The 21726-nt window shown below is 66.5% G+C and carries 18 protein-coding genes; 4 read left to right on the forward strand and 14 right to left on the reverse strand.

Going from position 1 to position 21726, the window contains the following annotated elements; all coding sequences use genetic code 11:
• Positions 1–8: 8 nt before the first annotated feature.
• Genes metH through ABD729_RS00275 form a run of 4 tightly spaced genes read right to left on the reverse strand, consistent with a single transcriptional unit; the run spans position 9 to position 5546 of the window.
• Positions 9–2603: a methionine synthase gene (gene metH / locus ABD729_RS00260; RefSeq protein ID WP_344708150.1), complete on the reverse strand. Its 2595-nt coding sequence runs from the start codon at positions 2601–2603 to the stop codon at positions 9–11.
• Entirely contained in the window at positions 2600–3646 is a 1047-nt protein-coding gene (locus tag ABD729_RS00265; protein WP_344708151.1) for a homocysteine S-methyltransferase family protein, read from the reverse strand. Before ABD729_RS00265 ends, metH begins: the two co-directional genes overlap by 4 nt.
• On the reverse strand, positions 3643–4581 hold the full coding sequence (gene metF, locus ABD729_RS00270) for a methylenetetrahydrofolate reductase (RefSeq protein WP_344708152.1): 939 nt from the start codon (positions 4579–4581) through the stop codon (positions 3643–3645). Before metF ends, ABD729_RS00265 begins: the two co-directional genes overlap by 4 nt.
• Positions 4578–5546, reverse strand: coding sequence for an ArsR/SmtB family transcription factor (locus tag ABD729_RS00275; protein ID WP_344708153.1), 969 nt, complete (start codon positions 5544–5546; stop codon positions 4578–4580). The genes metF and ABD729_RS00275 overlap by 4 nt, the downstream gene beginning before the upstream one ends.
• A gap of 212 nt (positions 5547–5758) precedes the next feature.
• On the opposite strand from ABD729_RS00275, the gene ABD729_RS00280 reads away from it, so the two are divergent.
• Positions 5759–6034, forward strand: a complete 276-nt coding sequence (locus ABD729_RS00280) for a circumsporozoite protein (protein ID WP_344708154.1) — start codon at positions 5759–5761, stop codon at positions 6032–6034.
• Positions 6035–6099: 65 nt separating this feature from the next.
• On the opposite strand, the gene ABD729_RS00285 is transcribed toward ABD729_RS00280, so the two are convergent.
• The 5 genes from ABD729_RS00285 to ABD729_RS00305 all read right to left on the reverse strand — a co-directional run bounded on the left by ABD729_RS00285 (position 6100) and on the right by ABD729_RS00305 (position 11831).
• Positions 6100–7443, reverse strand: a complete 1344-nt coding sequence (locus ABD729_RS00285; RefSeq protein ID WP_344708155.1) for an HD-GYP domain-containing protein — start codon at positions 7441–7443, stop codon at positions 6100–6102.
• A 141-nt stretch (positions 7444–7584) separates the two neighbouring features.
• Positions 7585–8019 carry a fasciclin domain-containing protein gene (locus ABD729_RS00290; protein WP_344708156.1) on the reverse strand — a complete coding sequence of 145 codons (435 nt, stop codon included), beginning with the start codon at positions 8017–8019 and terminating at the stop codon, positions 7585–7587.
• A 288-nt stretch (positions 8020–8307) separates the two neighbouring features.
• Positions 8308–9951, reverse strand: a complete 1644-nt coding sequence (gene groL / locus ABD729_RS00295; protein ID WP_344708157.1) for a chaperonin GroEL — start codon at positions 9949–9951, stop codon at positions 8308–8310.
• 80 nt (positions 9952–10031) lie between these two features.
• Entirely contained in the window at positions 10032–10319 is a 288-nt protein-coding gene (gene groES / locus ABD729_RS00300) for a co-chaperone GroES (RefSeq protein WP_314446858.1), read from the reverse strand.
• A 117-nt stretch (positions 10320–10436) separates the two neighbouring features.
• Positions 10437–11831 carry an MATE family efflux transporter gene (locus ABD729_RS00305; protein ID WP_344708158.1) on the reverse strand — a complete coding sequence of 465 codons (1395 nt, stop codon included), beginning with the start codon at positions 11829–11831 and terminating at the stop codon, positions 10437–10439.
• 205 nt (positions 11832–12036) lie between these two features.
• On the opposite strand from ABD729_RS00305, the gene ABD729_RS00310 reads away from it, so the two are divergent.
• Positions 12037–12252, forward strand: a complete 216-nt coding sequence (locus ABD729_RS00310; protein ID WP_344708159.1) for a hypothetical protein — start codon at positions 12037–12039, stop codon at positions 12250–12252.
• A 74-nt stretch (positions 12253–12326) separates the two neighbouring features.
• Here ABD729_RS00310 and ABD729_RS00315 read toward each other — a convergent pair whose 3' ends face one another.
• Positions 12327–12722 carry a JAB domain-containing protein gene (locus ABD729_RS00315; protein ID WP_344708160.1) on the reverse strand — a complete coding sequence of 132 codons (396 nt, stop codon included), beginning with the start codon at positions 12720–12722 and terminating at the stop codon, positions 12327–12329.
• A gap of 151 nt (positions 12723–12873) precedes the next feature.
• On the opposite strand from ABD729_RS00315, the gene ABD729_RS00320 reads away from it, so the two are divergent.
• Complete coding sequence (locus tag ABD729_RS00320) at positions 12874–13668, forward strand: thymidylate synthase (RefSeq protein WP_344708161.1); 795 nt, start codon at positions 12874–12876, stop codon at positions 13666–13668.
• Between the two features lie 6 nt (positions 13669–13674).
• On the opposite strand, the gene ABD729_RS00325 is transcribed toward ABD729_RS00320, so the two are convergent.
• The 3 genes from ABD729_RS00325 to ABD729_RS00335 form a co-directional block, all read right to left on the reverse strand.
• The gene (locus tag ABD729_RS00325) at positions 13675–15708 is read right to left on the reverse strand and encodes a response regulator (RefSeq protein WP_344708162.1); all 2034 of its coding nucleotides are present in this window, start codon (positions 15706–15708) and stop codon (positions 13675–13677) included.
• The gene (locus ABD729_RS00330; RefSeq protein ID WP_344709599.1) at positions 15705–17159 is read right to left on the reverse strand and encodes an ATPase domain-containing protein; all 1455 of its coding nucleotides are present in this window, start codon (positions 17157–17159) and stop codon (positions 15705–15707) included. The genes ABD729_RS00325 and ABD729_RS00330 overlap by 4 nt, the downstream gene beginning before the upstream one ends.
• A 124-nt stretch (positions 17160–17283) precedes the next feature.
• The gene (locus ABD729_RS00335; RefSeq protein ID WP_344708163.1) at positions 17284–19701 is read right to left on the reverse strand and encodes a S9 family peptidase; all 2418 of its coding nucleotides are present in this window, start codon (positions 19699–19701) and stop codon (positions 17284–17286) included.
• A 129-nt stretch (positions 19702–19830) separates the two neighbouring features.
• Between ABD729_RS00335 and ABD729_RS00340 the strand changes: the two genes are divergently transcribed.
• Complete coding sequence (locus ABD729_RS00340) at positions 19831–21165, forward strand: aminopeptidase P N-terminal domain-containing protein (RefSeq protein WP_344708164.1); 1335 nt, start codon at positions 19831–19833, stop codon at positions 21163–21165.
• Positions 21166–21285: 120 nt separating this feature from the next.
• On the opposite strand, the gene ABD729_RS00345 is transcribed toward ABD729_RS00340, so the two are convergent.
• Positions 21286–21582, reverse strand: coding sequence for an integration host factor subunit beta (locus ABD729_RS00345; protein ID WP_344709600.1), 297 nt, complete (start codon positions 21580–21582; stop codon positions 21286–21288).
• Positions 21583–21726: the final 144 nt, after the last annotated feature.

Consider the following 21726-nt stretch of genomic DNA (forward strand, 5'->3'; position numbering starts at 1 on the left):
GCAGCGCCTCAGTCGAGATTAGGGCGGAGCCAGCGGGCGGCGGTGTCGACATCGACGCCCCGGCGTTCGGCGTAATCCTCGAGCTGGTCCTGGCCGATCCGGGCGACGCCGAAATAGGCGCTGTCGGGGTGCGCGAAATAGAAGCCCGACACGGCCGAGGCCGGAAGCATGGCGAAGCTTTCGGTCAGCCGGACGCCGGTCGCCTCACCGCCGCCGAGGAGGTCGAGGAGCAGCGGCTTCAGGCTATGTTCGGGGCAGGCTGGGTAGCCGGGCGCCGGGCGGATGCCGCGGTAACGCTCCTTGATGAGGTCCTCGTTGGAGAGGTTCTCGTCGGGGGCATAGCCCCAAAGCTCAGTGCGGACATGCTGGTGGAGCCGCTCGGCAAAAGCTTCCGCGAGGCGGTCGGCGAGCGACTTCAGAAGGATGTCGCTGTAATCGTCCTTGTCGGCCTGGAAGCGTTCGAGGTGCGGTTCGATGCCGTGGATCGCGACCGCAAAACCGCCCAACCAGTCGTCGGCTTCGGCGACGAAATCGGCGAGGCACATGTTCGGGCGGCCCTCGCGCTTGCGGACTTGCTGGCGCAGCATCGGCAAACGCTTGCCCGAGACCAGGATGTCGTCGCCGTCGCGGTGGGCGGGCCACAGGCCGACCGCGCCGCGGGCGGTGAGCCACTTTTCCTCGATGATGCGGTCGAGCATCGCCTCGGCATCGTGGAACAGGCTGCGGGCTTCCTTACCGACGATGGGATCGTCGAGGATGGCGGGATAGACGCCGTGTAATTCCCATGCGCGGAAGAAGGGTGTCCAGTCGATCACGCGGCGGAGGTCGGCAAGATCCCACGCGTCGAAACGGTGGAGGCCGGGGTGGAGCGGCTGGGGGCTCGGGCCGGACGCATCGCCGACGAAGCGATTGGCGCGCGCTTCGGCGAGCGTCGCGAGATCGCTCTGCCCCCTGCCCTCGCGCTGCTCGCGCAACTGCTGATAGTCGCTGGCGGTGCGGCCGATCAGCTCTTCCTTCTGCGGGCCGTCGCTGACCAATGCGCCGGCGACCCCGACCGCGCGGCTGGCGTCGAGGACGTGGATGACCGGCCCGGAATAGCGCGGGGCGATGCGGAGCGCGGTGTGGGCGCGGCTGGTGGTGGCGCCGCCGATCAGCAGCGGGCGCTTCATGCCGGCGCGTTCCATCTCCTCGGCGACGGTGACCATCTCGTCGAGCGAGGGCGTGATCAGGCCAGACAGGCCGATCATGTCGGCGTTATTCTCGTTCGCCGCTTCGAGGATCTTGGGCCACGGCGTCATCACGCCGAGGTCGATGACCTCAAAGCCGTTGCACTGCAGGACCACGCCGACGATGTTCTTGCCGATGTCGTGGACGTCGCCCTTGACGGTGGCCATCACGACCTTGCCCTTGCCGGCGCTTTCGCCCGCGACCTTTTCGGCTTCGATGAAAGGGAGAAGGTGGGCGACCGCCTTCTTCATCACGCGGGCGGATTTGACGACCTGCGGCAGGAACATCTTGCCCGACCCGAACAGGTCGCCGACGATGTTCATCCCGTCCATCAGCGGCCCTTCGATCACCTCGATCGGGCGCTTGACGGTGTGGCGGGCCTCCTCGGTATCGTCGACGATGTGGGCGTCGATCCCCTTGACCAGCGCATGGGCAAGGCGCTCGCGGACCGGCCAGCTGCGCCACGCGGCTTCGCGGATCTCGACCGCGGCGTCGGTGCCGCGGAAGCGTTCTGCGAGCGTGATGAGGCGCTCGGTCGCGTCGGGACGGCGGTCGAGGATGACGTCCTCGCACGCTTCGCGAAGCTCGGGATCGATCGCGTCGTAGACGTCGAGCTGGCCGGCGTTGACGATCGCCATGTCGAGCCCGGCGGGAATGGCGTGGTAGAGGAACACCGAGTGCATTGCCCGGCGCACCGGTTCGTTGCCACGGAAGCTGAAGGACAGGTTCGACAGGCCGCCCGAGAAATGGACGTGGGGGCAGCGGCGCCTGATCTCGCGCAGCGCCTCGATGAAGTCGATGGCGTAGCGGTTATGCTCCTCGATTCCCGTCGCGACGGCGAACACGTTTGGATCGAAGATGATGTCCTCGGGCGGGAAGCCGATGCCGGTGAGGAGCTTGTAGGCGCGCTCGCAGATCTCGACCTTGCGTGTCGCGGTGTCGGCCTGGCCGACCTCGTCGAACGCCATGACCACCACCGCGGCGCCATAATCCATGCAGGCGCGGGCCTGCGCGAGGAACGGCCCCTCGCCTTCCTTCATGCTGATCGAATTGACGATCGGCTTGCCCGACACGCATTTCAATCCAGCCTCGATCACGCTCCATTTGGAGCTGTCGATCATCACCGGCACCCGGGCGATGTCGGGTTCGGCCGCAATGCGTTTCAGGAAGGTCGTCATCGCGAGTTCGCCGTCGAGCAACGCCTCGTCCATGTTGACGTCGATCACCTGCGCGCCATTCTCGACCTGGTCGCGCGCGACCTCGACCGCAGCGTCATAGTCGCCCGCGAGGATCAGTTTCTTGAATTTGGCCGAGCCGGTGACGTTGGTCCGCTCACCGATGTTGACGAAGGACGAACCGGAAGGAACGGAATTCACGCGGCAATCACCATCGGTTCGAGACCGGCCAGCCGGGTCTTCACGGGGACGCGCGGCAGGGCACGGGGCGGCAACCCGCGAACCGTCTCGGCGATCGCGCGGATATGCTCGGGCGTCGAGCCGCAGCAGCCGCCGAGAATGTTGACCTGCCCGCTGCGCGCCCATTCGCCGACGAGGGCGGCAGTAGTTTCGGGACGTTCGTCGTAGCAGCCGAGTTCGTTGGGGAGCCCGGCGTTGGGATAGATCATTACCAGCGCGTCACAGGCGTCGGCCAGAGTGCGGACGTGCGGGCGAAGCTGTTCCGCGCCGAACGAGCAGTTGAGGCCGATGGTGACCGGCCGGGCGTGCCGGACCGCGTGCCAGAAGGCTTCTACCGTGTGGCCTGAGAGATTGCGGCCGCTAAGATCGGTGATGGTCATCGACAGCATGATCGGCAGGTCGCGGCCGAGCGCCTCGCCAGCCTCGAGCGCGGCCTTGATCCCGGCCTTGGCGTTGAGCGTATCGAAGATGGTCTCGATCAGGATGAAGTCGACGCCGCCTTCCACCAGCGCGTCAATCTGTTCGCGATATACGTCCTTGAGATAGTCGAAGTCGATCTCCCGGAAGCCGGGATCGTTGACGTCGGGCGAGAGCGACAGGGTCTTGTTGGTCGGCCCGATCGCCCCGGCGACGAAGCGGCGGCGGCCGTCGCGCGCGGTGAATTCATCGGCCACTTGGCGGGCGATACGCGCACTTTCGAAATTGATGTCACGAACCAGATGCTCGGCGCCATAGTCGGCCTGGCTGATCCGGTTGGCGGAAAAGGTGTTGGTTTCCGCAATGTCGGCACCGGCCTCGAAATAGGCGCGGTGGATGCTTTCGGGGACATCGGGCCTGGTCAGCGCGAGGATGTCGTTATTACCCTTCTGGTCATGGCCGAGCCCGAGCGACCCGGCGTAGCAGGCTTCCGACAGGCCCTTGTTCTGGATCTCGGTCCCGAAGGCGCCGTCGATGACGAGGATGCGTCCGGCGGCAGCGGCGAGGAGGTCCTGGCGCGCGCTCACTTCACGGCCTGCGCGGCTTCGCAGGGCGCGCGGACGCCGAGCAGGTGGCAGATGGCATAGGCAAGCTCGGCCCGGTTCAAGGTGTAGAAATGGAAGTCGCGCACCCCGCCGGCATAGAGCTGGCCGCACAGTTCGGCCGCGACGGTGGCGGCGATCAGCTGGCGGGCGGCGGGAAGCGCGTCGAGGCCTTCGAACATGGCGTCCATCCAGGCCGGAATCTCGGCCCCGCACAGGCCGGCGAACTTGCGGGTCTGCGCGACATTGCTGACGGGAAGGATGCCGGGAACGATCTCCGCGTCGATCCCCGCGGCGGCAGCGCGATCGCGGAAGCGGAAGAAATTATCGGCCGAGAAGAAGAATTGGCTGATCGCGCGGGTCGCACCGGCGTCGATCTTGCGCTTCAGATTGTCGAGGTCGCTGTCGGGGCAATCGGCCTGGGGGTGCACCTCGGGGTAGCAGGCGACGCTGATTTCGAAGGGGGCGATCTTCTTGAGGCCCGCGACGAGGTCTGCGGCATTGGCATAGCCTTCGGGATGGGGGACGTAGTCGCGGCCTTCCTCGGGCGGGTCACCGCGCAGCGCTACGATGTGACGGACACCGGCGTCCCAGTAGGCGCGGGCAATCTCCTCGATCTCGCCGCGGCTGGCATCGACGCAGGTCAGGTGCGCGGCGGCCGGGAGACCGGTTTCGCGAACGATGCGGGCGACGGTCTGGTGGGTCCGCTCACGGGTCGAGCCGCCGGCGCCATAGGTGACCGACACGAAGCGCGGATGAAGCGGCGCGAGCATCTGGATCGAGCGCCAAAGCGTTTCGTTCATCGGATCGGTCTTGGGCGGAAAGAATTCGAAGCTGACGCCGATGTCGCCGCGGGCATGCGCGAACAAGGGCGCGGGCTCGCTGGCCGGAAAAGGGACGAGCCTGGGGGCGCTGCTCATGCGGCCCTCCTTTCGTGATCGTGGCGAGCGGGGCGGACCCCGGCCCAGAGCGTGACGGTCAGTTCGCCGCCTTCGAGGTGGCGGACCACCTTGCCGTCGAGGCCCGCCCCGGAGAGCCAGCCGATCACCGAGTCGTCGGCAAAGCCGAGGCGGGCATGCTGGGCGGTCTCGCGCAGTTCCTCGCGTTCGTGGGGCGCGAAGTCGATGATCAGCAGCCGTCCGCCCGGGCGGAGCAGCCGTGCCCCCTCCGCGATCGCTGCGGCGGGCGAGTGGGCGTAGTGCAGCACCTGGTGGAGGAGCACCACGTCGGCTTCCTCGTCCGGCAGTGGCAATGCGTACATGTCGCCCTGGCGCAAGGAGACCGCCTCGACGCCCGCCTCCTCCAGCTTGACGCGGGCGAGGCGGAGCATTTCAGTCGAGCGGTCGATCCCGATGCTGCGGGTGGCGGCGGATCCGAACAGTTCGATCATCCGGCCGGTGCCGGTGCCGATATCGACCAGCTGGCCGATCGGGCCGTCGCCAAGCGCTTCGCGGATCGCCGCTTCGACCTGCGATTCGGCCACATGGAGCGAACGGATCTGGTCCCATTGCGCGGCATGGGCGGTGAAATAGCGGGCGGCCGCTTCGGCCCGGTCGGACCGGACCGCGGCAAGGCGGGCGCGGTCGGCGGCGAACTGGCGGTTGCTGACGGGGTCGTCGACCGCATCCCACAGCGCCACCAGCGCATCGACCAGCGCCGGCTCACCAAGCTGGAGGAACACCCAGCTGCCTTCCTTTCGGCGCTCGATCAGGCGCGCGTCGGCGAGGATCTTGAGGTGGCGGCTGACCCGCGGCTGGCTTTGCCCGAGCACCTGCGCGAGTTCGCCGACGGTCAGCTCCATTTCCTTGAGCAGCGCCAGGAGCCGCAGCCGACTCGGGTCGGCAAGCGCCTGGAACAGGTCGGCCAAGGGAAGCGGAGCATTCATGAGATAAGGATATAAAGATATCTTTATATCTACAAGCGCGGAAGTGCTGGATGGGCCGCGAAACTCGGTTCGTCGCAAAAGACAATTGCGTGAAGGCTTGCGCTCACCTAAATCCGCGCGCTGGCCAGACCCAAATATGGGCGGGTCGCTTGGGTACCGGACCTCGTCTCAAGGGGAGGAAAGGACCTGAAAACAAAGGGATGGAAACCGTTATGAAGAAGATTGCGCTCGCCGCTGTGGCGGTTCTGGGTCTCGGCCTCGCTGCTTGCCAGGACAATGCTCCGGACAACAATGTCTCGACCGAGAACACCATCGAGACCGAAGCTGCGGCTGACACCAATGCCGCCATCGACGGCACCGAGAACCTCGGCGCCGCCGCCGACAACGCGCTCGACGCCGCTGGCAACAGCCTGTCGAACGCCGGCAATGCCGTCAGCGATGCCGCTGCCGACGTCGCCAACGGCCAGGACAACGTCGCCGGCCGCTAAGCGCCGCGACGCCTGATCAAGGCAAAAGGGAGGGCCGTCCGGGAGACCGGGCGGCCCTTTCCTTATCAGCCGACCGTCGCCTTCAGCACGTCGAGGCATTCGGGATCGATCGCACTGCCGCTCGCCTCGGTCATGATCCGCAGCGCTTCCTCGACCGGCAAGGCGGCCCGGTAGGGACGGTCGGACACCAGCGCATCGTAGAAATCGCAGGTGGTGATGATCCGGGTCGAGCGGCTGATCGCCGCGGCCGGCAGCGCGAGCGGATAGCCGGTGCCGTCGAGCCGTTCGTGATGGGCGGCGGCGATATCCGCCAGGTCGGCGAAGGCGCCGATCCGGCCCAATATCTCGCGGGTGTGGGTGGCGTGACCGCGCATCGATTCCCATTCGCCGTCATCGAGGCCCGAGGGCTTTTCGAGGATGGCGCTCGAGACGCCGAGCTTGCCGACATCGTGCAGCACCGCGGCACGGCGCAGCCAGCCGCTTCGTTCGCGATCGAACCCGAATGCCGCAGCCATTCGCTCGCTCAACGCGCCGACCCGCTGCGAATGGCCGGCGGTGAACGGGCTCTTGGCGTCGATCACCTGGCCGAACGCATTGGCGATGGCGTCGAGATAATCGTTGTCGAGCGGATGGGCAGCGCTTGCCGGGGCGAGGCGGACGACCCGGCTTTCGAGCGTGGGCGAGCGGAGGTGATCCCAGAATTGCCGGGACTCGCTCACCTGTTCGAAGGCGCGGACCAGCGCGGGGTCGAACCACACGCCGCTGCGTCGCCGTACCTCGTCCTGCGCAGCGGTCGCGCCGGCGTGGGAGTGGAACACGTCGGCGACCTGCGCCAGCAAAGCGATCCGCGAAAAGAGAGGGATGGCGGTGCCGCGCAAGCGGTCGGGGCGGCCCGACCCGTCCCAATGCTCATCGAGATGATAGATGCCCTCGCACACCGCGCCCGAGAACCTGAGGGTGCGGGCGATGTCGGCCCCGCGCGTGCAGCGCGACACGATCAATTCCTGGGCGATGGCATCGCCGTTGCGCAGGATATTGCCGATCGCCGCCGCGCGCTGGCGGAGGGGACGGCCCTGCGCGGTCTTGCTGAAGATGAAATGGAGCGTCGCCGCGAGGCTGGTGCCGACCGTCTTGTAGCCCTGCTTGAACGCGCGATCGTCGGCGTCGTACAGTTCGCAGATGCGCGCGGCATTGCTGCTGCAGCCGAGATCCTTCAGCAGCAAGGCATAGTAGAGCTCGCCAAGCTCGGTTTCCGACAGGCCGAGCGTGCGGCCGACCTGCATCCCGATCCAGCAGGTGCGGACGCAATGGCCGACGGGCTGCCCTTCGGTGAGGTCGAGCGCATGGCTGAAGGCTGCAATGACTTCCGCGCGGGTGGCGGCGGAGGCGGCGATGGGCTGATGCAGCATAGAGCCTGTTAAACAGCCGCGGCTTAGCGCCGTCTTCAGGGGCGTGGTTAAGGCCAGGTAAGCGGTTGAACCGAAGCGGGGCCAGACACGCCAACGCCCGACTGCTTGCGGCAGGCGGGCGTCGGTTGTCGAAGCGGATGCTTAGCCCTTCGGCATCAGCACCGTGTCGATGACGTGGATAACGCCATTGCTGCAGGCGATATCCGCGCTGGTCACCTTGGCGCCGTTGACGGTCACGCCATTGGTGCCGTTGACGTCAAGCGCCTGGCCGTTGACCGAAGCCGGCGTCAGGCGCTGGCCCGACACGTCCGATGCCATCACCTTGCCGGGGATGACGTGGAGCGTGAGGATCGAGGCGAGCTTGGCCTTGTTCTCCGGCTTGATCAGGTTTTCGACGGTGCCGGTGGGCAGCTTGGCGAAAGCGTCGTCGCTGGGGGCGAAGACGGTGAACGGACCATCGCCCTTCAGCGTGTCGACCAGGCCAGCAGCCTTGACGGCCGCGACGAGGGTCGTGAACGAACCCGCTTCAATGGCGGTGTCGACGATGTCGGTCTTGGTGAGGGTATCGGTTGTCATGGGATGTTCCTAATGAACAACCCCGAGGCGGGTGCGATCTACTTCAATCGCATACAACATTCGGAGCCGGTGAGGCAGAGCTCAAACATCGGCCTGGAATGAGGCAAATACTCGTCTGTTGCAGTAATATGGGACCGGCCCGAAGATTAACAAGCTGTCAGGAATAATACTTTCCTAGACTTGTGCGTCATCACAAAGCCGGCACTTCAGCGCCTTCGAAAGAGCAAAAGAAAAGGCCCCGGCAACTGGTGCCAGGGCCTTCCCTTGTTCGCGTATGAAAGGCGGGACTTAGAAGTCCATGCCGCCCATGCCGCCCATGCCGCCGGGCATGCCGCCGGCCGAGGGCTTGTCGTCCGGAAGCTCGCTCACCGCCGCTTCGGTGGTGATGAGCAGGCCGGCGACCGAGGCCGCGTCCTGGAGAGCGGTGCGAACGACCTTGGTCGGGTCGATCACGCCGGCGGAGACGAGGTTTTCGTAGGTGTCGGTCTGGGCGTTGAAGCCGAGGTTCGGATCGTTGCCGTCGAGCAGCTTGCCCGAGATCACCGCACCGTCATGACCGGCGTTGGACGCGATCTGACGGACCGGCGCGTAGAGCGCCTTGCGGATGATATCGACACCGCGGGTCTGGTCGTCGTTCTCGCCCTTGAGGCCTTCGATCGCCTTGGTGGCGTACAGCAGGGCCGTACCGCCGCCGGGGACGATGCCTTCCTCAACCGCGGCGCGGGTCGCATGCAGCGCGTCGTCGACGCGGTCCTTACGCTCCTTCACCTCGACCTCGGACGAACCGCCGACCTTGATCACGGCAACACCGCCGGCGAGCTTGGCGAGACGCTCCTGGAGCTTCTCACGGTCGTAATCGCTGGTGGTGATTTCGATCTGCTGGCGGATCGCGGCGACGCGGCCCTCGATGCCTTCCTTCTGGCCGGCACCGTCGACAATGGTCGTGTTGTCCTTGTCGATGGTGACGCGCTTGGCGGTGCCGAGCATGCCGACAGTGACGTTCTCGAGCTTGATGCCGAGATCTTCCGAGATCATCTCGCCGCCGGTCAGGATCGCGATGTCCTCGAGCATCGCCTTGCGGCGATCACCGAAGCCCGGCGCCTTGACGGCCGCGACCTTGAGGCCGCCGCGCAGCTTGTTGACGACCAGGGTCGCCAGCGCTTCGCCTTCGATGTCCTCGGCGATGATCAGCAGCGGACGACCGCTCTGGACCACGGCTTCGAGGATCGGAAGCATCGCCTGCAGGTTCGAGAGCTTCTTCTCGTGGATGAGGATGTAGGGGTCGCTGAGCTCGACCTGCATCTTCTCCGGGTTGGTGATGAAGTAGGGCGACAGGTAGCCGCGGTCGAACTGCATGCCTTCGACGACGTCCAGCTCGAACTCGAGGCCCTTGGCCTCTTCGACGGTGATGACGCCTTCCTTGCCGACCTTGTCCATGGCCTCGGCGATCTTCTCGCCGACTTCACGGTCGCCGTTGGCCGAGATGATGCCGACCTGGGCAACTTCCTGGCTGTTGGCGACGGGCTTGGAGCGGGCCTTGATGTCCTCGACGACCTTGGCGACGGCGAGATCGATGCCGCGCTTCAGATCCATCGGGTTCATGCCGGCTGCGACCGACTTCATGCCTTCGCGAACGATCGCCTGGGCGAGCACGGTGGCGGTGGTGGTGCCGTCGCCGGCGAGGTCGTTGGTCTTCGAGGCCACTTCGCGCAGCATCTGCGCGCCCATGTTCTCGAACTTGTCCTTGAGCTCGATCTCCTTGGCGACGGTGACGCCGTCCTTGGTGATGCGCGGTGCGCCGAAGCTCTTGTCGATGACGACGTTGCGGCCCTTGGGCCCCAGCGTCACCTTCACCGCGTCGGCGAGGATGTCGACGCCGCGGAGAATGCGCTCACGCGCGTCGCGGCTGAATTTCACGTCCTTGGCTGCCATGTGGCTACCCTTTCAGTTTCTGTAAGTTGTCGAAGTTGTCGTGGTTGGAAGGTCGCGAGAACGATCCCTTGCCGTTGGCGTCAGCCAACAATGCCGAGGATGTCGCTTTCCTTCATGATGATCAGGTCTTCGCCGTCGACCTTGACCTCGGTGCCCGACCACTTGCCGAACAGGATGCGGTCGCCGGCCTTGACCTCGAGCGGGGTGACGGTGCCCTGGTCGTTGCGCGCGCCGGTGCCGACGGAGACGACTTCGCCTTCCTGCGGCTTTTCCTTGGCGGTGTCGGGAATGATGATCCCGCCCGCGGTCTTCGCTTCGGCCTCGGTCCGGCGGACGAGAACGCGATCATGAAGCGGCCTGAAAGCCATGTGCTAGCCCCTTTGAAGTTGCTCTGATGAATGGTTCCGCTGGCACTCGCTTGGGGAGAGTGCCAGCGACGTCTCGCATATGGTTCGAGGGGCCCGCGGCGTCAATGGGTGGGCGCGTCAGTTGCTTCCAAGCGGCTGAAAGAGGCCAAGTTTTTCCCGCCGCGACCAGCGCCACAGCATCAGCGCGGCGACGATCGCGAGACCGAGCGCGAGGCCGATCCAGATGCCCCGGCCCTTGAGCGGCGTTTCGAACGCGAGCCAGGCGCCGACGCCGATCCCGACCGCCCAATAGCCGAAGGCGGCGAAGAACATCGGGACGCGGGTGTCGTGAAGGCCGCGGAGGATGGAGGCGCCGACCACCTGGGCGCCGTCGGCGAGCTGGAACACGGCGGCGATCAGCAGGAACTGGACGGCCAGCGCGAGGACCGCTGCGCTTTCGGGCTTGCCCATGTCGAGGAACAGGGCGGCGAGCTCGGCCGGGAACAGCCACATGGTCAGCGCCGAGGCGAGCGCGAACAGCAATGCGAAGGCGATGGCGACGCGCCCGGCCCGAGTCACCCACAGCGGATCGCCCGCACCGTGCCCGTAGCCAACCCGGACGGTGGCGGCCTGGGCGAGTCCCAGGGGCACCATGAACATGAAGGCGGCGAGCTGGAGGGCGATGACGTGGGCGGCGACGCTGGTGGTATCGATCAGCCCCATCAGATAGACGGCGGCGCTGAAGACGCCGACCTCGAAGCTCCAGGTCAGGCTGATCGGAATGCCGAGCTTGGCCAGTTCGCGGAAGCGCGCCCAGTCGGCCCGCCACCAGCGCGCGAACAGATGCATCATTCGCAGCCGGGGGAGGCGGACCGCGGCGAACACCTGCGCCGCGAGCATCGCAAGGTTGGTGAGCACGGTCGCCAGCGCGCTGCCTTGCATGCCGAGCGCGGGCAGCCCGAAGTGGCCGAAGATCAGGCCGTAATTGAGAAAGGCGTTGAGCCCCACCCCGCCGAGCGCCACCAGTAACGAGACCCAGGCCCGGTTGAAGGCGGTCAGCAGGTTGCGCATCAGGAAGCCGAGCAGTGTCGGCCACAGCGCCCATTGCAGCACCGCCATGAAGCTGCCCGCCGAGCGGCTGAGCGCGGGGTCCTGGCCCATCAGCAGGAACAGGGGTTCCGCCAGTGACAGGAGAGCGGTGCCGGCCAGCGCATAGAAACTGACCAGCCAAAGTCCCATGCGGAAGCTGCGCCGGCTGTCGCGTGCGGCGCCCTTGCGGCGGCCGAGCGCGGCGGCGATCATCGGGGAAATGGCGACCGACAGGCCGACACCGGTGAACAGCAGCAAATTGTAGAGGTTCACCGCAAGCGCCGCGGCGGCCAGCGCTTCGGGGCCCAACCGCCCGAGCATCAGCACATCGGTGGTGGTGATGGCATTGGCGGCGAGGTTGGAAAGGATGAGCGGCCAGGCCAGCGCGAAGGTCGCCGCCGCTTCTTCACGGGTCGAGCGCGGAGCGGTGGGAAGCGTCGGCATGGCGGAGCGCTTAGCCGCGCTTGGGCTGAAGGACCACCGGCCAGAAGGCGAGGCCCGCAGGGGCTGCGGAACCAGCCTTGGCGGCGGCGGTTGTTGCGGCACCCCCGAACGCCTGGACCCGCCACTACTGCGACAGTGGCGGGTCCGTTTCATTTTGGCAGTGAAATTTGCGGAACACCCTTGCTCCGCGAACGCTGGGGCCGCCATGGCAAAGCTGACTTACGACAAGCCGAGCGACGTCGTCGCCGAAGAGGGCCGGGTTCTGGTGGACGGCCCCAACGACGTCGATTTCGCTTTCACGCCGGATGCCGCGCGCGAGACGGGCGGCCGGCTGATCGATGCTGCGGCAAGCGCCGAAAGCCAGATCATCGTCACAGACGGCGCCGACGAGCAGGCGATCGACGAACCTTTCGCCGACTGAGCATTTTCGAGAGGCTGGGCCGGCCCGCGTCAGATCGCGCAGCCTGGAGCAGGTCTGTGGAGCTTCGCTGGTGCCTAGAGCAGGCCGAGGCGCCGGAAGCTGGTGCAGTCGGGTCCGGCGAAGACCAGATGATCGAGAACGGTGAGGTCGATCGCTTCGGCGGCGATGGCCAGGGCGCGGGTGGCGACCTTGTCCGAGCGGGAGGGCGTGCACTGGCCGCTGGGATGGTTGTGGGCGAGGATGACGCCCGCGCTGTCGAGCCGGATCGCATCGCCGATGATCGAGCGGACCGGTATGTCGACCGATTCCTCGTCACCCTCGTAGCTGGCGAGATGGATGCAATGCGCATCCTCATCGAGGTGGGCGACCCACAGGCATTCGGTGCTGGACGACACGAAGCAGGGGGCGAAGAAGGTCCGGCTCGCCTCCACGCCGGTAAGTGCAACAGGGTATTCGGCACGCTGAAGCATGAGGGCAAGCTATGGACCCGAAGCAGCCGCCGCCAGCACAAGCGGGTCCGCTCTGGAGGTATCGCTGGCAAGGTTGATCCGCTCTGGAGGAACTCGCCGGCCCGCTGCATGGGCAGTGGAAAGACGAGCAGGCAGCCGCTAGCGTTAGGCGATGCAGGCTTATCACGATCTCATGGCCGACGTGCTGGCGAAGGGCGTCCCCCAGGCCGACCGCACCGGCACCGGCACGCTGTCGCTGTTCGGGGCGCAGATGCGGTTCGACCTTGCCGACGGCTTCCCGCTGGTGACGACCAAGAAGCTCCACCTGCGGTCGATCATCGTCGAACTGCTGTGGTTCCTGAACGGCGACACCAACGTGCGCTGGCTGCAGGACCGCAAGGTCAGCATCTGGGACGAATGGGCCGACGAGACGGGCGACCTTGGTCCGGTCTACGGCAAGCAGTGGCGCGACTGGGAAGCAGCGGACGGGCGGCACATCGACCAGATCAGCGAGCTTGTCGCGCTGATCCGCAAGGACCCGGCGAGCCGGCGGCAGATCGTCACCGCCTGGAACCCGGGCGAGATCGGGCGGATGGCGCTGGCCCCCTGCCACTGCCTGTTCCAGACCCAGGTCGCGGCGGGACGGCTGAACCTCCAGCTTTATCAGCGCAGCGCCGACCTGTTCCTGGGCGTGCCCTTCAACATCGCCTCCTATGCGCTGCTGACCCACATGCTGGCGCGCGAATGCGGTCTGGAACCGGGGACCTTCGTGTGGACCGGCGGCGACGTGCACCTTTATTCCAATCACCTCGACCAGGCCCGTCTGCAACTGAGCCGCGACGTTCGCGCGCTGCCGCAGCTTCGGATCAAGGACCGCGGGCAGGACCTGTTCGGCTACGAGCTGGAGGATTTCGAAGTGGTGGGCTACGATCCCCACCCGCATATCGCTGCGCCGGTGGCGGTTTGAGCCGGATCAGCGGGACCGCTTGAAGGGGACGACCTTGCCGTCGTCGAGCCCGACCAGCCGGTTCAGCGCGGCCGACAGGTCGGCCTGGCGGAACGGCTTAGCAAGCTGCGGGACCTTGAGTTCGAGGTCGCCGCCCGAGTAGCCGGTGACGATCATCACCGACAGGGCCGGGTAGCGCTTCTCGATCCGCTCGGCGAGTTCGGCGCCGTTCATCCGCGGCATCATGTAGTCGGTGATCACCGCATCGACCTGGAGCCCAGCCGCAAGCATGGCCAGCGCCTGCGCCCCGCCGCTCGCCTGGTGAACCGTATGGCCGATTTCGCGGAGCATCTCAGCGGTGCCGGCGCGAACTAGATCCTCATCGTCGACCAGCAAAACTTCGAGCTTGCGGATGGGCGCGACCACTTCGTTCCGAATGGGACCGAGCGGGCGGGCGGCGGCCTGCGCCACCGGAAGGTAGAGGTCGGCGCGGGTCCCCTGCCCGACCACGCTGCTGAGGTCGAACGCACCGCCAAGCTGGGCGGCCAGGCCGTGCACCATCGAGAGGCCAAGACCCGTGCCCTTGCCGATCCCCTTGGTCGAAAAGAAGGGCTCGACGGCGCGGGCCAGGGTCGCCGGGCTCATGCCCTCGCCGGTGTCGATTACCGAGATGCGGATATAGGCGCCGGGCTTGAGCTTGCCGCGGTCGGGGCCGACCACCGCATGTTCGGCAGCGACGGTCAGGACGCCCGCGCCGTCCATCGCGTCACGGGCGTTGACGCACAGGTTGAGGAGCGCGAGTTCGAGCTGGTTGGGATCGGCCACCGCGGCCGGAAGCCCGTGGCCCGGCGACAGGCGCAATTCGACCGCCGAGCCGATCGAGCTCACCACCAGATCGCGCATTCCTTCGAGGAGCGAGGCGATATCGACCGCGTGAGTTTCCAGCGCTTGGCGGCGGGCGAAGCCGAGCAGGCGGCTGACCAGGATCTTGGCCCGCTCGGCCGATTGCAGCGCGCCGTCCAGCAGGCGCGCCATGCGCGGGTCGTCGGCGCTGTAGCGGCGGTTGAGGAGGTCGAGCGCCCCGGTGATGGGCGTCAGCAGATTGTTGATGTCGTGCGCGACGCCGCCGGTCAGCTGGCCGATAGTTTCGAGCTTCTGAGCCTCGTGCAGCTGCGAGGTGGCGATCTCGCGCTGGGCGACCTCCTCCTCGACCCGCCGCTCGAGCGTCTGGTTGAGATCCTTGAGCTCGCGTTCGGCCTGCTTTCGGGCGGTGACGTCCTGGAAGATCACCGCGACCTCACGCCTGCTTGCAGGCTCGACCCGGAAGGCGGCAAGTTCGAGATGCCGGTGGGTCGCTTCGAGTTCCCGGTCGAAGCGGATCGCCTCGCCAGTCAGCAGAACCGGCCGCAACAGTTCCAGCCAGCCATCGGCCTCGTCGGGGACGACTTCACTGATGTGCTTGCCGACAACTGCCTTGATCCCGGTGTGCCGTTCATAGGCGGGATTGGTCTGGAGGTGGGTATAGTCGTTGAATTGGCCGTCGGGCCCTTCGATGAATTTGAGGACGGTGAAGCCCTCGTCCATCGTTTCGAACAGCGTGCGGAAGCGTTCCTCGCTGTCGCGCAAATTCTCGAGCGTCGCGCGCGCCTCATACTGGCGCTTGCGGCCGCGCAGCGCGGACTTGGCGAGGCTGAGGAGCGTGGTCGGATGGAACGGGCGTTCGAGAAAGGTGACGTTGCCGAGCACGTCGAGATAGCGGCCGGCCGCCGGATTGCGCTCCAGCCCGCCGCCGCGATTGGTCAGTAGGACGAAGGGCAGGTCGGACCATTCCTGCTGGTCGTCGATCCAGGCGGCGAGGCCGTGGAGGTCGGCGTGGGCGATCGCTTCTTCGGTGATGAGGACAAACGCCGCCCCCTTGTCGAGTTCGACGACCAGATGTTGCAGGTCGTCGCATGGCATCGCCTCGATCCCGCCTTCGCGCAGCATGTTGCTGGCGATGGCCGCGTCACGGCCGCGAGGAGCAAGGATCAGGGCCCGTTCCGAAAGGGTGGTGCGCTTCACGCCCGCTTTGCACCACTGCCGACGGCTTCAGGAGCGATCAGGATCGGAATGCCGCGCAGGATGCCCTGGAAGCCCTCCAGCGGCTCACCAAGTGCGACGCCTTCGCTGCCGATCCGGTATTCGCGGATGCTGTCCTCGTGCGGGCCGGTGCGCTTCTTCACCACCGACATGGCGCGCCGGACGTGCCCGGTGGCTTCGAAGTAGCGCAGCAGGATCACGGTATCGGCTAGGTAGGTGACATCGACCGGGGTCGACATCTGGTCGAGCAGCCCGTGCTGGGCGACGGTGAGGAAGGTCGTCGCGCCCTGCCGATTGAGATATTGCAGCAGCTCGTGGACGTGGAGCACCAGCGCATGTTCGCCCGGCATCGAGGCCTGATAGCCATTGAGACTGTCGATCACGACCGTTCGGGCGCCATGATCCTCGACGCAGCTTCTCACCCGGGCCGAGAATTGCCCGGGGGTCATCTCGGCCGCATCGACCTGCTCGAGGATCAGCTTGCCGCTCTCGACATAGGCCTTAAGGTCGATGCCGATCGGCCGTGCCCGCTCGATCAGCAGGCCAAGCTCCTCGTCGAACACGAACATGGCGGCGCATTCGCCCCGCTCGATCGCCTTCTTTATGAAGGTGAGGGCGGTGATGGACTTGCCGGTGCCGGCCGGGCCGAGGATCAGCACGCTCGAACTGCGCTCGATCCCGCCGCCAAGCAGGGCATCGAACGGCTTGTTGCCGGTGCTGATGACGGTGCGGTCGAAATTGTTGCGATGCTCGGCCGAGACGAGTCGCGGGTAGACGCGCACGCCGCCGGTCTCGATCGCAAAGTCGTGAAAGCCGCCGCGGAAGCGCCGGCCGCGATACTTGATCACCCGCAAGCGCCGCCGCTCGGGGCCATATTCGGGCGCCGACTCCTCCAGCCGGATCACGCCATGCGCGACCGAGTGGACGGTCTTGTCGTTGACGTCGGTGGTGAGGTCGTCGAGCATCAGGACGGTTGTGTTGCGTTTGGCGAAATAGTGCTTGAGCGCGAGGATCTGGCGGCGATAGCGGAGCGAACTCTGCGCCAGGAGCCGGATTTCCGACAGGCTGTCGACGATCACCCGGTCGGGATTCATCTGTTCGAACGCCTCGAAGATGCGCTTGGTGGTCTCCCCCAGCTCAAGGTCGGAGGAATAAAGCAGGCTCTGCTGCTGCTCCTCGTCGAGCAGGCTTTCAGGCGGGACCAATTCGAAGACGGACAGGCCGTCGAGGTTCCAGTCGTGTGACGTCGCGGACGAGCGTAACTCGTCCTCGGTCTCGGACAGTGTGATGTAGAGGCATCGCTCGCCGTGTTTCGCGCCGGCGAGGAGATATTGCAGCGCGATCGTTGTCTTGCCGGTGCCGGGGCTGCCTTCGAGAAGGAAGACCCTGCCCCGTTCGAACCCGCCATTCAGGACGTCATCAAGGCCCGCAATGCCCGTATCTGCTTGTGTCGTCCCGGCCTCCCTCGGCGCCCTGGCCGCAAACCCTGCGACCTTGAGCAATGCTCAACCGCCGCAGGCCACGATATGTTCCTGCCAGGACGTTTCGCGGGCGAACTTATTTCTTCGCCGGCTTGAGGTAGCGGTCGAGCCAGTTGGTCATCTCCCACAAAGTGTGACCGACGCTTTCGCGAGCGCGATAGCCGTGCGCCTCATAGGGAAGGACGACATAGCGGACATTGGCCCCCGAGCCTTTCAGGGCGGCGTAGAAGCGCTCGCTCTGGATCGGGAACGTGCCGGTATTGTCGTCCGCCTCGCCGTGGATCAGCAGGATCGGCTCCTTGATCTTGGGCGCGAAGGTGAACGGGCTCATCCTGGTGTAGGTGTCGACCGCTTCCCAATAGGTGCGCTGTTCGGCCTGGAAGCCGAAGGGGGTGAGCGTGCGGTTGTAGGCGCCTGAACGCGCGATGCCGGTGCGGAACAGGTCGGTGTGGGCAAGCAGGTTGGCGGTCATGAAGGCGCCGTAGCTGTGCCCGCCGACCGCGATCCTGTCGCGCGAGGCGACGCCGAGGTTGACCACCGCGTCGACCGCAGCCTCGGCCGAGGCGCTCAACTGCTCGATATAGGTGTCGTTGGCTTCCTTTCCGTCGACGCCGACGATCGGCATCGTCGGATTGTCGAGGACGGCATAGCCCTGCGTCAGCAGGAACAGGTGGCTGATTCCGCCGGGACGGGTGAACCGGTTGCCCGTGTCGACCACCTGGCCGGCCACGCGCGGATCGGTGAATTCGGTCGGATAGGCCCACATCACGAGCGGCAGCGGCCCGTCGCGTTCCTTATTGTAGCCGGCGGGCAGGTAGAGTGTCCCCGACAGATCGACGCCGTCCTTGCGCTTGTAGGTGATGAGCTGCTGGGTCACCCCGGCGAGCTGCGGTGCAGGATCGGAAAAGCTGGTCAGGCGGCGGGGCTCACCGGCGCCGATGGTGCGGACGAACAGGTTGGGCGGCTCGTTCCGGCTTTCGCGGCGGGTGACGAGGCGCTTGCCGTCATTGTCGAGCACCGCGACGATTTCCTCGTAATAAGGCGCGGCGCCCTGCCACAGGCGGGTGGCCTTGCCGTCGGCGAGGCTGACGCGGTCGAGGAACGGGAATTCGCCCTCGCGCCTCGCGCCGGCGCCCGACTGATAGAAGCTGCTATTGTCAGCAGTGAACATCATCACCGGACGTCCCGCGGCATTGGGCCTGGTCACCGGTTCGCCCGGATCATTGTAGCGATCCTGGAAATTACGGGTGAGCAGCGAGCGGCTGGTCCCGGCGGCGGGATTGAGGAGGATGCGCTCCTCCCGGCGGTCGTTCCACCATTGCGTGGAAAGAAGCGCCGCATCGTCGCGGCCCCAGACCACGCCGTTGAAGCGATCCTTCATGTCGGCAAGGGTCCGCGGGGCGGCGGTGAAGGGCGCGGCCAGTTCGTACAGCCGGTCGCGCACCGCGACCTTCTTGCGCGTGTCGCCGCCGTCCTGCGCTTCGACCCAGGCCACCGTGGCGGGCTTGTCCGAACGCCACTGCGCCGAGCGCGGCCCGGGCGAGACGGCGTCGAACTGCGGCGGCACGTCGTCGCGCAGCGGCAGGTCGGCAAGCTGCTTGACCGTTCGGCCAGTCAGATCGGTGATCAGGATCTCGGTCGGGAACAGCGCGGCAGGGACGTTGTAGCTGTAGGGCCGCTTAGCGCGGGTCAGCAGCAGGTAGCGGCCGTCGGGCGAAGGCGAAGCGCCAAGGTAGACGCCCGGCTGGGCGACCTTGCGCGAGGCGCCGTCGGAAACCGACACGAGCAGCGGCTGCGATGTGAAGTAATAGTCGAACAGGCGCTCGTCCCCGCCGTTCTTCAGGAGATCCTGATAGGTTCGGTTGGGCGCGGCGCGGCCCTCGTTAACCTGGACGATCGGCGCCGGCTGGGCCTGCGCGGCCGGCCTGGCGCCGCGATTGGCGACGACCGAGCGGACGAGGATGGCGCGGCTGTCAGGCATCCAGGCGAAGGCGGCGCCTGCAACCGCGGCATTGACGATTGGCGCGGTCAGGTGCCGGGCCTTGCCGGTGGCGACGTCGGCCACCCACAGTTCAAGGCCGGCGGGCCTGTCGACGAGGAAGGCCAGCCGCTGCCCGTCCGGCGACCAGGCGGGGGCGGTGAAGCGGGTGCCCGCGGGAAGCGCGACCAGGCGCGCGGTCCCGCCCGCGACGTCCTGAAGCGAGAGGCCGGTCAGCCAGGCGACGCGGCTGTTCGCCTGCCCGTTGTTGCGGGGGTTGATGCGGTAACCCGCAAGCTTGAGGTCCGGCTCGGCCAGTTCGGCGATCGGCGGCAGGTTGGCGCGGTCGAACAGCGCCATGCGGCTGCGGGTCGGGTCGACCAGCGTGGCGGGCGTCGGCTTGCTGTCGAGGATCTGCGCGATCGGTGCGGGCGGCTGCTGGTAGCCGCTTGTCTGGGCGAAGGCGGGAGCGGTCATCGCCAGCGACAACGCACTGAGCAGCAGGAATCGGCGCATCACGTATTTTTCCCCCAGGTCGACGAATGACGCGAGCATGGCCGAGCCTGGCCCTGAGTGGAAGCCGCCTTTTCCTTTGCAGACGGCGGCCGCGCGTGCGAGCCTCCGGCGGATTCAGGGGGGACCGACATGAACATGATGATCAGCCGCCGCGTGGCCATGACCGGGCTGGCCGCCGCCACCGCGGCGCTGCCGGTGCGTGCGCAGGTGTTTCCGCCGGCCGGCTATGGCACCCCGGCAGGCACCGCCCCCTTCCCGCCCGGCGTGTTCCAGGAACGTCGCCGGCGACTGATGGAGAAACTTGGCGGCGGCGTCGCCTTGCTGTTCGGCGCGGGCAAGCCAAGCGGCATTTCGGCGGTCGAAAGCCCGTTCACCCAGAACGCCGATTTCGCCTGGCTGACGGGAATCGTCGATGAGCCCGATGCGGTGCTCGTTCTGGCCCCAGGTGAACGCAACGTCCGCGAATATCTGTTCCTGCCGTCCCGCGATCCGGAAGTGGAACGGTGGGAGATCGAACGCCTCCCGCTCGGTGCGGAACTGGAGCGGCGGACAGGCTTCCAGCGGGTGCAACGCGCCAGCGCGGTCGGATCGGTGGTCACCGCGCTCGCCAGCCAGAACAAGGAGCTTCATTTCCTCGGCCCGGTGGTCGGTCCCGATTCGCCGATGCCCAAGGTGCTGGAGATGTACGGCAAGGTCGCGCAGCGCATGCCGGGGGTGAAGATCACCGACAGCAGCAAGATCCTGACCGGGATGCGGCTGGTCAAGGACCCGGCGGAGCTGGCGCTGATCCGCCGCGCGCTGGCGGCGACCGCGCGCGGCCATATGGCGGGCATGCGGGGGGTGAAGCCCGGCATGAGCGAACGCCAGTTGAAGGACATCATCGAAGCCGGCTTTCGGGAGGGCGGCGGCGAAGGCCTCGCCTACAGCAGCATCGTCGGTTCGGGCCGCAACGCGGCGTCGCTGCATTATGTCGGCGGGGGCGGCGCGATCCGCGACGGCGACCTCATCCTGGTCGATGCGGCGGCGAGCGTCGGCGGCTATGCGACCGACATCACCCGCACCTTCCCGGCGAACGGGCGTTTCAATGCGCGCCAGCGTGCGTCCTACGACCTGGTGCTTGCAGCGCAGGAAGCCGCCGCGTCGCGGCTGAAGGCCGGGGTCTATTATTACGACCTTGCGGAAGCGGCCAAGGAGGTGTTCCGCAAGGCGGGGAGGATCGACCAGTTCTACCACGGGCTCGGGCACCAGGTCGGGCTCGACGTCCACGACGCGTGGGACCAGTCGCTGCCCATTCCCGCGGGCGCGGTGATGACGATCGAGCCGGGGCTCTACTCGCAGGTCGACAATGAAGGGATCCGGATCGAGGACATGTACCTCGTCACCCAAACCGGCGCGCAGCGGATGAGCACTGCGATCCCGCGGACGGCCGACGAGGTCGAGCGGTTCATGGCTGGGCGAAGCTGACCGGTCCGCCGAAGTCTTATTGGACGCGGCGGGCGGTGATCCGGCGGACAGCGCCGTGGATTGCTTCGCTGCGTTCGCAATGACGACTTGTGGGGATCGTGGCGCGATCCCTGCGGAATGCTATTCGGCGGTTACTTCCGACAGGTTCAGACGCTCGCGCATTTCCTTGCCGGGCTTGAAATAGGGCACTTTCTTGGCGTCCACCGCGACCTGTTCGCCAGTGCGCGGATTGCGGCCCGTCCGGGCATCGCGACTGCGGGTCGAGAAGGCGCCGAAGCCGCGCAGTTCGACTCGGCCGCCCTTGGCGAGCTGCGCCGTGATTTCGGTGAAGATGCCGGTGACGACCAGTTCGATCTCGCGCTGCGAAAGATCGGGAAAGTCGTGGCAGAGTTTGCTCACCAGTTCCGAACGGATCATCATCTACCCCGCATATGCGCTTCAATCACGGGCCCCCACCCGCGGCTTTGAGCAAGCTGTCAGATTGTGCCCGCCACCGCAAGTGCCCGCCGCGACTTGTTAAATTATGGCACAGGCCCCGAAGGCCGAGCGCCGCAGCCGCCG

Source organism: Sphingomonas humi (assembly GCF_039536725.1).
Classification (GTDB): domain Bacteria; phylum Pseudomonadota; class Alphaproteobacteria; order Sphingomonadales; family Sphingomonadaceae; genus Sphingomicrobium; species Sphingomicrobium humi.

Bases quoted from the DNA above. Each gene is read 5' to 3' on its own strand.
- metF (WP_344708152.1), bottom strand. From the start codon at position 4,581: ATGAGCAGCGCCCCCAGGCTCGTCCCTTTTCCGGCCAGCGAGCCCGCG.
- ABD729_RS00275 (WP_344708153.1), bottom strand. From the start codon at position 5,546: ATGAATGCTCCGCTTCCCTTGGCCGACCTGTTCCAGGCGCTTGCCGAC.
- ABD729_RS00280 (WP_344708154.1), top strand. From the start codon at position 5,759: ATGAAGAAGATTGCGCTCGCCGCTGTGGCGGTTCTGGGTCTCGGCCTC.
- ABD729_RS00285 (WP_344708155.1), bottom strand. From the start codon at position 7,443: ATGCTGCATCAGCCCATCGCCGCCTCCGCCGCCACCCGCGCGGAAGTC.
- ABD729_RS00290 (WP_344708156.1), bottom strand. From the start codon at position 8,019: ATGACAACCGATACCCTCACCAAGACCGACATCGTCGACACCGCCATT.
- groL (WP_344708157.1), bottom strand. From the start codon at position 9,951: ATGGCAGCCAAGGACGTGAAATTCAGCCGCGACGCGCGTGAGCGCATT.
- groES (WP_314446858.1), bottom strand. From the start codon at position 10,319: ATGGCTTTCAGGCCGCTTCATGATCGCGTTCTCGTCCGCCGGACCGAG.
- ABD729_RS00305 (WP_344708158.1), bottom strand. From the start codon at position 11,831: ATGCCGACGCTTCCCACCGCTCCGCGCTCGACCCGTGAAGAAGCGGCG.
- ABD729_RS00310 (WP_344708159.1), top strand. From the start codon at position 12,037: ATGGCAAAGCTGACTTACGACAAGCCGAGCGACGTCGTCGCCGAAGAG.
- ABD729_RS00315 (WP_344708160.1), bottom strand. From the start codon at position 12,722: ATGCTTCAGCGTGCCGAATACCCTGTTGCACTTACCGGCGTGGAGGCG.
- ABD729_RS00320 (WP_344708161.1), top strand. From the start codon at position 12,874: ATGCAGGCTTATCACGATCTCATGGCCGACGTGCTGGCGAAGGGCGTC.
- ABD729_RS00335 (WP_344708163.1), bottom strand. From the start codon at position 19,701: ATGCGCCGATTCCTGCTGCTCAGTGCGTTGTCGCTGGCGATGACCGCT.
- ABD729_RS00340 (WP_344708164.1), top strand. From the start codon at position 19,831: ATGAACATGATGATCAGCCGCCGCGTGGCCATGACCGGGCTGGCCGCC.
- ABD729_RS00345 (WP_344709600.1), bottom strand. From the start codon at position 21,582: ATGATCCGTTCGGAACTGGTGAGCAAACTCTGCCACGACTTTCCCGAT.